Origin of the sequence: Paeniglutamicibacter cryotolerans (assembly GCF_014190875.1) — a bacterium.
Classification (GTDB): domain Bacteria; phylum Actinomycetota; class Actinomycetes; order Actinomycetales; family Micrococcaceae; genus Paeniglutamicibacter; species Paeniglutamicibacter cryotolerans.
The window spans coordinates 626,588-638,977 of the sequence record NZ_JACHVS010000001.1 but is presented as its reverse complement, the minus strand read 5'-3'; the positions used below and the strand labels follow the sequence as shown (position 1 = coordinate 638,977).

Genomic DNA, 12,390 nt, shown 5'->3' with positions numbered 1-12,390 from the left:
CCCCGTTGTGTTCAAGGGCCATGCGGGGAGGCAAGAAACGTCTACGCCTTCGGAAGGTGCCTCGATCACGTCATGACATCAGTGCTGCCGGCACAGCGGACGGGATTACTCACGACAAGACTTGTCGGCAGGTTCTTCTGGCCGGTCGCCTAGGATGAATCTCGGGTGCCTTCGCTTTCATCCGTGAAGCCCCCCAACTTTGTCGCCGGATGGCAACTCAACTGCGAGCATTTACGTGAACACGACGTGCAGCCGCCGAGGCGAAGCATGTCCATCCGAGAGCAACGCCATCCAGCACTGGGACGCTTCACATTAAGAGATCCGGGCACCTCACGTCTATTGCTGATCAGCGCCCCTGCCGGAACTGGCCGCGGCTGGTTCGCGTGCTCATGGATAGGGCAGCGCAGAGGTAACGTGCATGCTTGGTCCCGGCCTGAAACCAATCAGGCAATGGCGTTGGGGTTCCCATCAGCACGACTCCATGCGGACCTGCAGCTGTGTTTTGCCGATCCGTCCGATGATGTGCCGAAGACCGATGGAGGTCATGACCCGACACCGGACTTCGGATTCTTCGTGAATCCGGGCAGGGTGTTGGTGGGCTATTACGTTTGGTTTGATACTAATTGTGATGGCCTGCAGGATGAGAATGAGGCTGGTATCGCCGGTGTTGTTCTGGTCTCGGTTGGTCCTGAGGGTGAGCCGGTGACCGAGAGGCAGGGTGCTTACTTCATTTGAGAATTTTCCAGTTCTGAAGGAGGTGCAGTCTTACACCGCGAGGCTTCTCCGGATGCGCTGAAGGGCTATCTGCCGGCGAAATCCGGACAAGGCGACCGAGAAGGCGAGTCCTCCAAGTAGACGGCATCTTCCGAAGGCTTGGCGAACCACGGGGATCGGGATCCCACTTTGGACTTCGGCTTCGTGCTGAAAAGCGCCGGTTGAGCCGGAACGCCAATCGTTCCGGAAACTCCGGTTGAACTTGGGGCCCCATTTGTTCGGGAAGCCCCGGATACCCCGGTTCGACCGCCCTTTGCCGAATTCGGATGATTAGGGTGGAGGGCCCGAAGGGGCGATTCCAGCTGACACCGTCGCACCGAAGACGCCGGAGGGTGGCCTGGTCAACACCGGCTTCACCGCGCTGGGAATCGGCGCTGCCGGCCGGATGCTATTCATAGCAGGGCTCCTGCTGGTCCGCGGCCGCAAGCTGAGCTAGCCACAATGGTCAACAGCGAATGATCGCGGGTCCTTCCTGTGGAGGCTCAGGCATCATTAGCTGAGGGACCTACCGAATAATCTGAAGTGACATCGGCTTTGCCCAGTTACCAAAAGATCTCGGGGCAAAGCCGCTCGTGGGGCCATGACCGAGATGCGCAGCCAAGGCCGACCAAGCAGATGCAAACGGGGCGGAAATGGAATGCTCCGAGGTATTGCTGCCAATGATTTTTCCCAAGGGAGTTGAAAAGTCAACGATCTAGGGTGCAGTTTGTGCCCGTACTCGCGCCCGATGCCTTGATCGACTCGACGGTGCGCGACAATAGGTGAGCATCACCTTCATGATCGAGGAATCGGCCACTCGAGGTTCCTAATTTCACGTCATTTAGTACGGCCGTCCTTCGGTGACAAGGTCGGATTGTGGACGTAACGTAGTGCCCATGGAACTTACAGGAAAGCTTGCAGACGCATTCAACGATCAGGTAACACTTGAGCTCCGGGCGTCGGTGGTCTACCGGCAACTTGCGGTCGAGATGGAAATCATGGACCTCCCCGGCATTGCCGATTGGTTCCGGGCCCAGTCCGACGAGGAAACCCACCACGCCGAGAAGTTCTTGGGACACATGACCGACCGCGACGCCCGCCCCGCGATTGGCGACATCACCGCCCCGGTTGTTTCCGTGGCAACGGTCCTGGACGCCTTCGAGGCCGCACTGGCCCATGAGAAGAAGGTCTCGGAGTCCATCCGCGACCTCTACCGCTTGGCCCAGTTGGAAGGCGACATCGACTCGGTACCGCTGCTTAACTGGTTCGTCAACGAGCAGATCGAAGAAGAAGCGACGGTCAGTGAAATCGTCGGCCGCGTGCGCTTGATTGAAAATGACGGCAACGGCCTGCTGCGCTTGGACGCGGAGCTCGGCTCGCGTAACCCAGCCGGCGAATAACCGAACCGCTCTTGGTCCGGGCCCGGGGCTTTCCCGCGGTCCGGGCCTTTGCATTTAACCGAGTCGAATCCAATCGTTCAGGATCCGCGCTTCGTGAACGTCAAGACCGATTGCCGCTACCTGTGCCGGATTGGAGCAACTGTGACGAATACAAGGCCGCAGCGATACCTGGGCCATCGGCTCGTCGATTAGTCTTAACGGATATACCCGCATCACCTGCGGGACCTGTCTGCTACCGCAACCCGAGAGGGGGACCGGAGATTCCCAAGAACGAGGTGCGCTTGCATGTTGACGGCTTCCCGGGCGCTTCGCTTGACGCGGTACGTGGCGGTCGGACGACCATGACGTCGTTTCGAAACGGCGGATCCTCCCCGGCCCCGACACACGTGACCGTCGGTGAACTGAACCTCCGCAAGGGCTCTGGGACCGAATATGCCGTCCAACGGATCCTGCCGGATGCCAGCGCCGTAACGTTGTTGGCCCGCCATGGTTCCTGGGCGAGCGTCCAGGCCGGTTCCCTCTTCGGCTGGGTGCCCGGGCACTGTCTGCGCACCCTCGCAGCTCCGCACCTCCCCGGGTCCGCGCTCAAGGCTGCGGGCCTTGAAGCCGACGTCCCCTCCGGGCCACCGCCAACCCACATAACTACCGCAATTCTGAACCTGCGCCGGGGAGCCGGAACCAATTACACCGTCGTTCGCGTACTGGTCAAGGACTCGCGGGTCGCCGCGATGGAACGCCAGGGAACCTGGTCCCGGATCTATGCCGGCACCGCCAGTGGTTGGGTGTCCAGTGCGTACCTGAGCCCCCTGCCGATCAACCGTCCCTTGCGCGGCATCATCGCCCTTGAACCCGAGCCCTACCGCACCACGGTCCGGCTGAACGTCCGCAAGGATGCGGGAGACCACTATGCGACCCTGCAGATCCTGCAGCGTGGTGCCAAGGTCAACGTGAATGGTTCACTACGTGGTTGGAAGCGCATTGAACTGGAGCGCGGTGCCGGCTGGATCCCGGCCACGCACCTCGAACGTATTGGTGGGTTCGAACTTCAGCCGAAAACCAACGCAGATGCCGTCCTGCGCACGGGAGCATCGGAAAAATTCAGGGTCATTCTGGACATCCCCGCCGGGAGCGTCCTCACCGTGCGCGGGACCCGAGGCGACTGGGCCCAGGTCGACTACGACGGGCATGCTGGCTGGATCCGCGAACAGTTCCTCCACTAGCCAGGTCTTAGTCTTTGCCCGATTCTGAAGCATTACGTGCAAGAATCCCCGAAGTGAAATAGGGTGCTTGGTGGTGGGGACCTCGTGGGGAAGCCCCCACCTGATCACACGCATCCGGCTGGTAGCCTCCAGCCCGTCATCGAGGACCCACAATTCCATGAGAAGAACCCCGCAACGACTGGCCTTGGCGCTCGGCATCTCGCTGGCTCTCGGCCTGCTGCCGGCACTTCCAGCTAGCGCGTCCGGCTCCACCCCGCTTACGGTGACACTTGCTTCGGCATCGGCACCCATCGAAGACACCACCAAGGACAGTGCCCGCCGTTGGGCCTTGCCCTTGGACCCGAAGAAGGGGTACCGTCTTTCTTCCCCGCAGGGCCCTCGCTGTATTCCGGTGGTCGGCGGTTCCACCCACCACCTAGGACAGGACCTGGGCTCGCAGAACGGCGACCCGATCTATGCGGTCACCGATGGGGTGGTACGTAAGACATTGAACGGCACCTCCGCCGTCAGTGGCCAGATCATCCTGAAACATAATATTGGCGGCAAGGTCTACGAAACCGCATATTTGCACATGTGGAATGCCAGCACGCATGTGAAGGAGGGGCAGAAGATCAAGGCCGGGCAGCAGATCGGTGTGGTGGGCTCCTCTGGTCCGTCAACCGGCCCGCACCTGCACCTCGAGGTCTGGAAGGAACGCTTCTACTCGAACGACGCGAACCTGCTGGACCCCGCGGCGTGGTTGTCCGCGCAGGGGATCTCGTTGGCGAAGAACGCCTCGTTGATCTATCCGCAAACCCCGCCGAGTTCCTGCACCTACTATGCGCGCGGCATGATCGATGTCTTTGCCACGGCTGATAGTGGCTCCAGCGTGGTCGCCAAGATTCCACGCAATGCCCTGATCAGCAGTAAGCCCGGTGCCATCAACGGCAAGATCAATGGCAACTACGTCAAGGTCACTTACGGGAAGAACACGGGATGGATCGACCGTTACGCAGCGACCCCTTACCGCATGGGGGATGCGCCGGCTGGAAGCCTGACATCCGCGGGGGCGGATACCAATGGCATGCTCCTGCCCATTGCAAGGTACCGGGCCAATGGCACGGCGAACCTTCGCACCGGCACGGCAACCTGGTACTCGGTCATGGGGCAGGTCAAAGCCGGTTCCGTGGTGGATGTGTACCAAAGCAAATCGGGTTGGCTGAGGATTTCCCATGCCGGTAAGATCGGCTGGGTCAGTGCCCCGCTGTTCACCTGGACCGCGACACTCGATCCGGCCGTAGCCAAACCGACCCGTGAAACCGTTGCCGCAACCGTGCTGCGCAAGGGCGCTGCAGTCACACAAACCGAATCCGGAAAAATTGCCGCCGGTACACAGGTCGCCATCAGGCGTAGCCTGAACGGCTGGATGGAAGTCCAGGCCGGTCAGACCACCGGATGGGTTCCCGCCAGCGCTTTGAAGGCCATCGGAGCCCCAACGCCAACTCCTCCGGTCGTGCCTGCGCCACCGGTAGAAAAGCCGAAGCCCGTCGCCGCGAAGGCGACTCACATCACCACCAACGGGCTGAACCTGCGCCAGGGACCCTCCGCTTCAACGACGTCGCTCAAGGTCCTCGTCAAGGGAACAGAAGTTGCCGTCGTCGCTACGCAAAACACCTGGCGCCAGGTGCAGGCCGGCCCGAACACCGGTTGGGTGGCCGCCCAGTATCTGCAGGCCATCAAGCCCACCGTGGTCAAACCAGTGCAGCCGGCAGGACCCAAACCCCCTGCCAAGCCCAAGCCCAAGCCCAAGCCCGTGGTCGTGAAGCCCAAGCCCGTAGTGGTGAAACCCCAGCCGTCGGCCAAACCTGCCGTAGCAAAGGCCAGCCACACGACCACCAACGGCTTGAACCTGCGCCAGAAACCGGACGTCAAGTCCAAATCAGTGCGCGTGCTGGCCAAGGGCACGAAAGTGGCGCTGCTTAAAGCTCAGGGTAAATGGCGCTACGTCCAGGTCGGGACGAGCCAGGGATGGGTGGCAGGCAACTACCTGAAGCTCATTAAACCGGCTGCACCCAAGGTCACCACCGTGGCCAAAAAAACCTACAAGACCAAGGTGAAACTAACCGTGCGGCAAAGCGCCAGCACCAAGTCCAAGGCCCTCAAGGTGTTGCCCAAGGGAGCAAAGGTCACGGTGAGTGCACGCAGTGGATCGTGGTTGCGTTTTGCGGTAGCTTCAAGGACCGGATGGGCACCTGCCTCGCAGCTGGTGGAAGCGAAACCGGCCAAGAAGACCGTCGCAGTGAAGCCGGCCAAATCGAAGATGAAAACGGCGAAGTCGAAGGTGAAAACCACCATCGCAAGGTTGAACCTACGTGCCGGGGCTTCGACCGCGCAGAAGTCGCTGCTGTTGGTTCCGGTGGGGAAGAAGCTCACCGTCCAGGCCACCAAGGGCAGCTGGGCGAAGGTCTCCTATGGTAAAAAGACCGGCTGGGTGCACTCCGGTTACTTGAAGTAAGCAAGGCAGCAGGGTCTGCTGCTTGGTAAAGCGCCGGGCCATGCTGCTCTTCACCGAAGCCTCCGCCTTAGCCCGCTGCAGCGGCTTGTTTGGGGTCACCGCCGTTGTCAGTGGAATCGGTTTTCGCGGGTTCGGGTTCCGGGGCCTGGTTATCCCGTCCGCTCCAGATCTTCACGATCGACCAGAAGACCGCGGTGATAGGCACCGCGAGTACCGCACCGACAAGCCCGCCCAGGACCGTGCCGGCAGCCAGCGCCAGCAGAATGACCAACGCGTGCAGGTTCAACGCGTGGGCCATGACGACCGGCTGCAGGAAGTTTCCTTCGAGCTGGTTGACCAGGATGACGGCGCCCAGCACGATCAGCGCGACGACGGGACCGTTGGTGACCAAAGCGATCAGCGTGGCTAGGATGCCGGCGAACGTGGCGCCAACCATCGGGATGAAGGAGCTAAGGAAGACGATGACACCCAGCGGGATCGCCAGCGGCACGCGCAGGATCAGCAACGCGGCAGTGATGCCAACCGCGTCGACCGCGGCAATGGTAGCTGTGCCGCGGATGTAGCCGCCCAGGGTTTCCACGGTCCGGGCTCCGGAAGCAAGCCAGCGGCTTTCCAGATGGCGAGGTACCCAGGACACGAAGAAGGCCCAGATGCGGTCCCCGTCCTTGAGGAAGAAGAACAAGATCACCAGCAACAGGATGAGCCCGGTGACGAAGTTCCCGGCAGCGGAGATCCCGTTCAGCGCTCCGGCACCGAATTGGCTGCTGGTCAAGAAATCGGTGGACTGTTTGATGGCATCGTTGATCTGCTGCTCACTGATATTGATGGGCAGCTGTTGGATCATGCCCTGGAGCGTATGAAAACCCTCGACCGCCTTGTCGGCCAGCGTGTCTGCCTCGGCCATCACCGAGATCACCAGTAGATAGCCGATCCCGCCGAGGATCACCAAGGATCCAAGGAAGACGGACCAGGCGGCGAGCAACGCGGACATGAACTTGCGCAGAAGTCTCACCAGCGGCCAGAGCGCGCTGCATAGGATCAGTGCGATGAGTACCGGCAGGACGACCAAGCTCAGCTGCATGAGGCCCCAGACGACGACGGCGGCAAGCGCCAGAACCGTCAGGACCTGAATCGAGCGGGTGGCCGAACGGCCCATGCCATCCGTCCACAGCTGCCCGATGGTGAACGTCGGATCCGCGCCCACTGCGTTGGACGCCACTGATTCGTTGGCTGTTCTTGCGGCCGGGCGTTTCCTGACCCAATTCTTCAGAAACGGCATTTCACTCCTAGATGGTTTTAGGAACAACTCTAAACGTTTGCCCGGACGATGCGCATTCGAAAGGTGAATTGGTGGAGATAAGCTGGAGGGGATTTGATGGCCAACATTGCAGCAGCCGGAACCGACAGCGGAGAACCCCTATATGACCTATGCAAAGACACCTGGTGCACGCCTCCGGGTGCTGACGGTGGGAGTGTTGGCTTTTTCGTTCTGGGGTGCCCCGCCGGTTGCCACTGCAGCCACCTCCGTTCCTGTGACCATCGCTGCCGCCGTCGCCGCCAAAGAGGTGAAACGGGCGACTGCCAACCTCAACCTGCGCCTGCGTGCGGGAACGAACACCAAGGTACTCCTCGTCATACCACGGGACACCCAGCTCGCAATCAGTGCCACCTCGGGCGGATGGAGCAAGACCACCTACAGGTCCAAGACCGGATGGGTGAGCACCGCCTACCTCAAGCCGGCGGAGGCAAAGAAACCTGGACTCGGTAAGAGTACTGCCACGCTGAACCTGCGGAAGCAGGCGACCACCTCTTCAAAGGTTCTCGGTTCCATCCCGAAGGGGGCCATCCTCGAGCTGAAGGCCACTCAGGGAAAATGGAAGAGGGTCACCCATCGGGGGAAGACCGGTTGGGTGAACTCCGGCTACCTGAAGGGCGTCGCGAACAAGCCGGGTCGTGAGATCTACATCGAAGGCGCCTACACGAGCAACCGGGCCGGACTCACCGACCGCTACTACACCAAGACCGCCGGGTCCGGTCTGCGGTCCAGTGTCAACGGACCGATGAAGATCGGTGACATTCCGCGCTATTCGGTGGCCTATCGGGATCTCGCCCAAGAGCGGAAGGCAGGTGGGGTCGCTGGCTGGTATTTCGTACGGACGCAGGGAACCTACGGGTGGATGAAGACCTCCGCGTTGCAACGAAACAGCACGGCACCGACGGTCAATTCCAAGGAGATCAGCAGAGCCACGGTGCACAGGCAGGTCAACGGTAAGGTGCCCGCCTCGATGCTGGTGGCCATTCCTTGGGACCGCGAGAAGACGCTGATCGCCGCACCGGCCTTGGCTGACCTGACGCATTTGAATGCCAGCTTCAAGAAAAAGTTCGGCACCTCGTTGACCATAGACTTGGCTTACCGGACGCGGGAGACCCAGGACTACTACTGGACCGATTTGGGGCCGCTCGTTGCCGCCCGACCAGGTACCTCGAACCACGGATGGGGTACGGCCATCGACCTGCCCGAGACGTACGACTATTCCTTCCGCGGGAAGTACTTCAAATGGTTGAAGGTGAACTCGAAGAAGTACAACTGGGTGCATCGGTCTTATCTCGAAGAGGGATCAAAATACGCCGAAGCGTGGCATTTCGAATATGTGGGGCGATAACCGGGGGAATCCCGGGTGGAATGAAGTGGTAATCCCGTCCCAAACCATCGCTTGGGACGGGCCCAGCCCCTAGGCTTGCAGTCATGAGAAGAACCCAGCTCCTGGGCGCCATCGCCGCCGCCCTGCTCCTGTCGTCCTGTGCGGCAAACGGTTCAACCGCCGCCACGCCGATCGGCACGTGGGGCGAGCAAGGGCAGGGCCAGCCGCAACTGGTGATTGAAGACGGCGGCCAGGTTTCTGGAACCGACGGCTGCAACAGGCTGATGGGCAGCTGGGAAGATTCCGGAGGAGTCATCGCCTTCGGAACGCTGGCCGGAACACGCATGATGTGCGAGGAAGTCGACGTCTGGCTCGGTGATGCCGCCTCGGCCACGGTGGATAACGACAGGCTCGTGATCGAGGACGCGAGCGGCGCGATGATCGGGACCCTGCAGCGCGGCCACTAGGCCTGTCCGGGCATGTACCGGGCGATCAACTACTAGAAGGGCGTGCCCGGCACATCGTTTGATGTGTCGGACACGCCCCCGGTTGTTGCCGGACTGATTAGTCGGCGATGTAGAACAGGCGCTTGTTCACGAACTCATCCATGCCCAGCGGGCCGAGTTCACGGCCGTAGCCCGAGCGCTTCACGCCGCCGAAGGGCATGTCGGCGCCTTCGCCTGCCGGGGTGTTCACGTTGCTCATGCCGGATTCCAGACCCGAAGCGACCTTGTGGGCGCGCTCCTCGTTCCGGCTGAAGACTGCTCCGCCGAGACCGTACGGGGTGTCGTTTGCGAGCTTTAGGGCCTCCTCGTCGGTGGAGACTTTGTAGACCACGGCGACCGGTCCGAAAAGTTCCTCGTGGTAGGCCCGCATGCCCGGAACGATGCCGGTGAGCACCGTCGGTTCGAGGAAGGCACTCGGGCCCTCGTGCAGCGTGCCGCCGGCGTGCAGCGTCGCGCCCTTGTCAAGGGCGTCCTGGATCTGCTCGGACAGGGCCTCCGCAGCGACACGGGAGGACAGCGGGCCGAAGGTGCCCTCCTCTTCCTTGGCCGGGTCGCCCGGAACCAGGCCGGTGGCCAGCGCGGTGAGCTCGGAAACGAACTCGTCGAAGATGTCCTCCATGACGATCATGCGCTTGTTCGAGTTGCAGGCCTGGCCCGTGTTCTCGATGCGCGTGAACCATGCGGTGTTGGCGGCGTCCTTGACGTCATCGGAATCCAAGATCACGTATGGATCCGAACCTCCGAGTTCCAGCACGGCCTTCTTCAGATTCTTGCCGGCCAGCTGGCCGATGATGGCACCTGCGCGCTCGGAACCGGTCAGCGAGACCCCCTGGATGCGGGCATCGGCGATGATGTCGGCGATCTGGTCATGGCTGGCGAAGACGTTGGTGTAGACGCCGGCGGGCAGGCCCGCATCGTCCATGATCGCCTGGATGGCCAGCGCGGAGCGGGGGCACATTTCAGCGTGTTTGAGCACGATGGTGTTGCCCAGCATCAGGTTCGGCGCGGCGAAGCGGGCAACCTGGTAGTATGGGTAGTTCCACGGCATGATGCCCAGCAACGGGCCGACCGGGAGCTTCTGGACAACGGCGCGTCCTCCATTCATGGCCTTGATCGGCATGTCTGCCGTCAGGGCAGGGCCCTCGGTGGCGAAGTAGGCGAAGATGTCGGTGCAGAACTCGGCTTCGCCCTGGGACTGCGAGTAGGCCTTGCCCATTTCCTCGGTGATGATCGATGCGAGCTTGCCCGCCCGCTCGGTGAACAGTTCGGCAATGCGGTGCACAATGACCGCGCGTTCCTCGATCGGAACGTTCTTCCAGGTGGCGTACGCTGCCGCGGAGGCGGCAAGCGCGTCCTGGATCTGGGCATCGGTGGCGGTCTGGAATTCTTCAACCACTGCGCCGGTGGCGGGGTTGAGAACTCGGTAGCCGGGGACATTCGGCGTGGGGGCGGTGGCGGTCACGGCCTTGCTCCTTCAGTGGTCGCTCGGGCGGCAGGAACGAGGTTCCCTTCGCAGATCTCTACCCATCATGTCCCGAAAAGTTCAATTTGTGAACCCAATCACGAGCGTACTAGGAATGTTTTCGTTGTTAGGTGATCCTGATTATGCGCAAACAGTTGTTTTGCTGACAAATTGCTACGAAATCCGTATGCATTGTGGCGTGCGTCGACCCTTCACGCCGGGATGGGCGCAGATCCTAACGGTCCTGCAGCGGTGCCAGCTGCCACCGGGCCCAGTCTTCGGGCAGGGTGGTGGGGCGACCGAGCAGGTAGCCTTGCCCCGAGCCCATGCCCAGTGCGGTGACCGTGGCAAGCTCGGCCTCGGTTTCGATGCCTTCGGCAACCAGCGAGGCTCCGATCTCACCGGCAAAACCGACCATCGCGGCACCCAGGGCCCGTTGCCCCGGATCTGCATCGATGCCGGCGATGAGGCCCCGGTCGAGTTTGACCACGTCCGGTTTGAGCTCAAGGATATGGCGCATGGAAGCGAACCCGGCTCCAGCGTCATCGACGCTGAGCCTCACCCCGGCGCGACGCAAGGATTCCAACGCAGCGGTGAGTGGAGCATAGTCGTGCACGTGGTGGCGCTCGGTGATCTCCACCATGATGCGTCCGGCGGCGAGGCCGGATGCCGCGAGCAGATCGATGAGCCGCGGGTCCAGGCAGGCCTCCGGGGAGAGGTTTACCGCGACGTATAGTTGCGCCGGGACCCCGAGGGCGGCCCGGAGGGCGGTTTCCAAGGCCATGATTTCCAGCTCCACTCCCAGCCCAGTCATCGCCGCCTCCCTGAACCACGTCTCCGGGGACAGGCACGGAGAACCGGGAAAGCGGGTCAAGGCCTCGGCTCCCAGCACTGTTCCGGTCGACAGGCAGTGGACGGGCTGGAAGGCCGTGCACAGTGCCCGCGTGGCAAGCACCATGGCAACCCGGGCCATGGCTTCCTCGAGAGCCGCGACATCTGCCGTCCCCGGGGCCAGGGCACGGCTCGTTCCCTCGTATCCCGCGCTCTGCCCCGCACCATCATGGAATGCCCGAGCCGACACCTCCACCGGTATCCTGCGTCCATCCCGATGGCGGTAAGCGGTGACGAGGCTGCCGCTGCCTCTCGGGCCCTGGGCGGTGCCTTCGCGCTCCGCCCTGACGCGCAGCAACGCCGCGAGGTCCTCCGGACCGATCACCTGATGCAAGTGCCTGCCCAGTAATTCGGCAGGTTCATAGCCGAGCAGTTCCCGGCTCGCCGGACCACAGAAGGTAAAGTACCCGTCGGCGTTGGTTGCCCACAGCCATTCCCGGCTGGTAGCCAGCACGGTGTCCATGAGCCCGGATCTGGCCAATGCTTCGGCCCGCTCCCTGCGCTGCTGGCGCGTCAGCCGCCACGCTGCATGCACGACCGTCGGGATGAGCAGCATGGCCAGGACCTTCGGAATCCACCAGAGGCCCTCGAAGCCAGCCCACGGTTGGCGGCCGAACAGGAGCGGACCGCGGATGGATAGCGTCAAAACGGCATCGAAGCCTATGAGTATCAACAGCCACCGTGCTGTCCATGCCGACAGGCTCGAAGCATGCCTGGGCGCTTGGTCGCCCGGTGTCGGCGTCCGAATCCGGGCCGCTGGCTTCTTCCCGCGCAGAGGTACCCATCGGGTCATCTGCGGGGTTTCCCAAGCATGCCCGGGAGTGTCCGTGACGTGGACAGCGGGCATGGCGGGGAGAAGGCGCACCCCGCGATACCGACAGACAGCAGATTCATGTTCCTATCGTGCCACCCGGAACCCGCAAAGCAGCGGTGCCCGGTGTGAACCACGGGTGTGGTCTTGGCAACTTGCCGGTCCCGGGCATCGCGGCAGCCCGGGCCGAACGGACGGTGCTCCGGCCCGG

At 62.3% G+C, this 12,390-nt stretch carries 9 protein-coding genes; 6 read left to right on the top strand and 3 right to left on the bottom strand.

What is annotated here, in order from left to right; translation table 11 throughout:
- Window positions 1-267 precede the first annotated feature (267 nt).
- The 4 genes from E9229_RS03085 (at window position 268) to E9229_RS19635 (ending at window position 5,867) form a co-directional block, all read left to right on the top strand.
- A complete protein-coding gene (locus tag E9229_RS03085) occupies window positions 268-735 on the top strand; it encodes an MSCRAMM family adhesin SdrC (RefSeq protein WP_221184349.1) in 468 nt (155 codons plus the stop codon).
- 914 nt (window positions 736-1,649) lie between these two features.
- Window positions 1,650-2,153: a ferritin gene (locus E9229_RS03080; RefSeq protein WP_183509810.1), complete on the top strand. Its 504-nt coding sequence runs from the start codon at window positions 1,650-1,652 to the stop codon at window positions 2,151-2,153.
- Between the two features lie 341 nt (window positions 2,154-2,494).
- Complete coding sequence (locus tag E9229_RS03075) at window positions 2,495-3,373, top strand: SH3 domain-containing protein (RefSeq protein WP_183509809.1); 879 nt, start codon at window positions 2,495-2,497, stop codon at window positions 3,371-3,373.
- A gap of 157 nt (window positions 3,374-3,530) precedes the next feature.
- On the top strand, window positions 3,531-5,867 hold the full coding sequence (locus E9229_RS19635; RefSeq protein ID WP_183509808.1) for an SH3 domain-containing protein: 2,337 nt from the start codon (window positions 3,531-3,533) through the stop codon (window positions 5,865-5,867).
- A 67-nt stretch (window positions 5,868-5,934) separates the two neighbouring features.
- Here E9229_RS19635 and E9229_RS03065 read toward each other — a convergent pair whose 3' ends face one another.
- Entirely contained in the window at window positions 5,935-7,146 is a 1,212-nt protein-coding gene (locus tag E9229_RS03065; protein WP_183509806.1) for an AI-2E family transporter, read from the bottom strand.
- A gap of 142 nt (window positions 7,147-7,288) precedes the next feature.
- On the opposite strand from E9229_RS03065, the gene E9229_RS03060 reads away from it, so the two are divergent.
- Window positions 7,289-8,530, top strand: coding sequence for an SH3 domain-containing protein (locus E9229_RS03060; protein ID WP_183509805.1), 1,242 nt, complete (start codon window positions 7,289-7,291; stop codon window positions 8,528-8,530).
- 83 nt (window positions 8,531-8,613) lie between these two features.
- Entirely contained in the window at window positions 8,614-8,976 is a 363-nt protein-coding gene (locus E9229_RS03055) for an META domain-containing protein (protein ID WP_183509804.1), read from the top strand.
- A 97-nt stretch (window positions 8,977-9,073) separates the two neighbouring features.
- Here the strand turns inward: E9229_RS03055 and E9229_RS03050 are convergent, their stop codons facing one another.
- Together E9229_RS03050 and E9229_RS03045 are read right to left on the bottom strand one after the other, a co-directional pair.
- A complete protein-coding gene (locus tag E9229_RS03050; protein ID WP_183509803.1) occupies window positions 9,074-10,477 on the bottom strand; it encodes an NAD-dependent succinate-semialdehyde dehydrogenase in 1,404 nt (467 codons plus the stop codon).
- Between the two features lie 235 nt (window positions 10,478-10,712).
- Window positions 10,713-12,014: a sensor domain-containing phosphodiesterase gene (locus tag E9229_RS03045; RefSeq protein ID WP_183509801.1), complete on the bottom strand. Its 1,302-nt coding sequence runs from the start codon at window positions 12,012-12,014 to the stop codon at window positions 10,713-10,715.
- Window positions 12,015-12,390 lie beyond the last annotated feature (376 nt).

What these genes read in the sequence shown, in the direction of transcription:
- E9229_RS03055 (WP_183509804.1), top strand. Translation starts at nt 8,614, where the DNA reads ATGAGAAGAACCCAGCTCCTGGGCGCCATCGCCGCCGCCCTGCTCCTG.
- E9229_RS03060 (WP_183509805.1), top strand. Translation starts at nt 7,289, where the DNA reads ATGACCTATGCAAAGACACCTGGTGCACGCCTCCGGGTGCTGACGGTG.
- E9229_RS03075 (WP_183509809.1), top strand. Translation starts at nt 2,495, where the DNA reads ATGACGTCGTTTCGAAACGGCGGATCCTCCCCGGCCCCGACACACGTG.
- E9229_RS19635 (WP_183509808.1), top strand. Translation starts at nt 3,531, where the DNA reads ATGAGAAGAACCCCGCAACGACTGGCCTTGGCGCTCGGCATCTCGCTG.
- E9229_RS03085 (WP_221184349.1), top strand. Translation starts at nt 268, where the DNA reads ATGTCCATCCGAGAGCAACGCCATCCAGCACTGGGACGCTTCACATTA.
- E9229_RS03065 (WP_183509806.1), bottom strand. Translation starts at nt 7,146, where the DNA reads ATGCCGTTTCTGAAGAATTGGGTCAGGAAACGCCCGGCCGCAAGAACA.
- E9229_RS03080 (WP_183509810.1), top strand. Translation starts at nt 1,650, where the DNA reads ATGGAACTTACAGGAAAGCTTGCAGACGCATTCAACGATCAGGTAACA.